The sequence below is a fragment of the Nocardiopsis sp. MG754419 genome (genome assembly GCF_018207095.1).
In the GTDB taxonomy this organism is placed as follows: domain Bacteria; phylum Actinomycetota; class Actinomycetes; order Streptosporangiales; family Streptosporangiaceae; genus Nocardiopsis.
In genome coordinates, this window is sequence record NZ_QOCZ01000285.1 from 1 (window position 1) to 2,122 (window position 2,122).

Consider the following 2,122-nt stretch of genomic DNA (forward strand, 5'->3'; position numbering starts at 1 on the left):
AGAACCGCCCGCCCCTCCTGTGGCTGCACATCGCCCTGGCCTGGACCGTCACCGGCCTGTGCGTCGGGGCGCTCATCCTGGGCGCGCTGTGGTTCCTCGGCTTCCCCGAGATCGTGCGGCCGGAGACGCTGTCCCTGAGCGCCTTCGAGGGTGTGGTGGTCCGAGCCTTCGCCGTGGTGGCCGGGCTCACCGGCATCGCGCTGTTCGTGATCGCCTACCACCGGCAGCGCAACAACAACCTGGAGAACCTGCGGGCACGGCGGGCGGCCGAGCGCGACGGCGTGAAGCTCTTCAACGACCGGTTCACCGCCGCCTACACCGAACTGGGCAACGAGGAGGCGACGGCACGGCTCGGAGCGGTGTACGCCCTGGCCCACCTCGCGGACGACGCCCCCGGGTACGAACTGCGCCAGACCTGCATCAACGTGCTGTGCTCCTACCTGCGGATGCCGCACGTCCCGGAACCGACCGGGGACGAGGCGGGGTCGGCGGCGCGTCAAGAGTACGAGGCCTTCCGCGAGGTGCGGTTCAGCATCATCCGGGCGATCGCCGACCGGCTGCGCGACGAGCACTCCTCCTGGCACGGCCATCGCTTCGACCTGTCCAACGTGGTCTTCGACGGCGGCAAACTGCGCGGAGTGCACTTCCTGGGCGGGAAGGTGCTCTTCGACGGGGCGGTCTTCGCCGGCGGGGAGATGGACTTTCGCTACTCACGGGTGGCCGGCGGTCGGCTCTCCTTCCGTCGGGCCCGGTTCACCGGCGGCACGGTGAACTTTCGCCACGTGCGCTTCGAGGGCGGGTTCACCGACTTCTACAAGAGCGAGGTCGCGGGCGGGACGATCCTGCTGCACGACGCCCGGATCTCGACGGGGTCGATGGACCTGACCGAGGCACGGTTCACCGACGGCCGTGTGGAGTTCGACGGCGCGGACGACGCCCCCGAACCCGCGCTCGGCGACCCCCCGGACGGACTGGCGGAGGCGATGGCCGCGGGTGTGCCCGGGGTCGTGCGGCTGCCCGTGTCCTGGTCCGGCGCGGCGGAGCGGCGTGGTGACGACGGCGCGGCACCCGGTCGGGCCGAGGAGGGTGCGACGCCCATGTCTCGCGCCTCGCAGGGCATCGACCGCTCGAAAAAATGACCGGAAGCGGACATCGACCCCCTTCTGGTACCCGGAACCCCCTATTTTTGACCCGAGCGCGCCTTCCCCCAGCGCCACCCGGGTCGTGGAGCCCCCCATCCCGCCCGGAGGCACTCCGGCCGTCCGGTCCCCGTCATCCTCGGGAGCCGGGCGGCCGACCCATGTCGGGGCCGACTGCTCCCCCCGTCGTACGCCCGACCCCGACGTGTCGTCCCCTGGAGGACGCGGTCCTCGAGAGGCGCACCGTACCGTCGGGGACGTGGCAGCACGCCTCCTTTCCCGTCCCACCCGCGCCGACCTGTGGATCACCCTCACCCTGCTCGTCCTGTCGGTGGTGAGCACCGCGGGCATCGAGACGATCGACCCGGTCCCCGGCGACCGCCCGGCCTGGCCGTGGGGCTACGCGCTCATCCTGCTCGCCTGCCTGCCCCTGCCGTGGCGCACCGCCCGTCCCCGCGGCGTCGGCCCCGGCCTGGCCGAGGTGTTCGTGTGGTCGCTGCTCCTTCCCGCTATTCCGGTCATGCTCCTGGGGCAGGTTTGGCTCTACCGAATGACACGCCGACCGGCGCCCGAACCCACATTCTTCGCGTGAGGCCGGAACACGGTCGACCCAGTTCACTGCCGTCGTGCCGCGCCCGGGGGCGCACGGTCACGGCGGGGTCGGGTTCAGGCATCGGGTTGGGAAAGTCACGGGGTGGGAACTTCAACCTTCGGGAAAGCTCCGTGGCGCCGGGGAGGATCTTCGGCGCGATCGCGCACGGATGCCGTGTCGAGCCCTTGAGGAGGGACCGTGCCCCACACCCCGATCACGTTTCCGCACCCGGCCGGATGTGGCTGTGGCTCCGCCTGCGCCTGCGGGTGCCAGAGCGGCGGATCCTGCAACTGCGGAGGCGGCTGCGGCTGACGACGTGGGGTGTGCCCGGCGGTGATCGGGCCCCACCCCTTCCTTGGGGCCGCCCCTCCCCTTGGGGGCGGCCCCGTTC

General features: G+C 71.7%; 2 protein-coding genes. Both read left to right on the plus strand.

The window, feature by feature from the left end; translation table 11 throughout:
* The coding region (locus tag DSY14_RS27635; protein ID WP_211719538.1) for a pentapeptide repeat-containing protein at positions 1-1,139 on the plus strand (1,139 nt) is incomplete at its 5' end.
* A gap of 259 nt (positions 1,140-1,398) precedes the next feature.
* Entirely contained in the window at positions 1,399-1,731 is a 333-nt protein-coding gene (locus DSY14_RS27640; RefSeq protein ID WP_211719539.1) for a hypothetical protein, read from the plus strand.
* Positions 1,732-2,122: the final 391 nt, after the last annotated feature.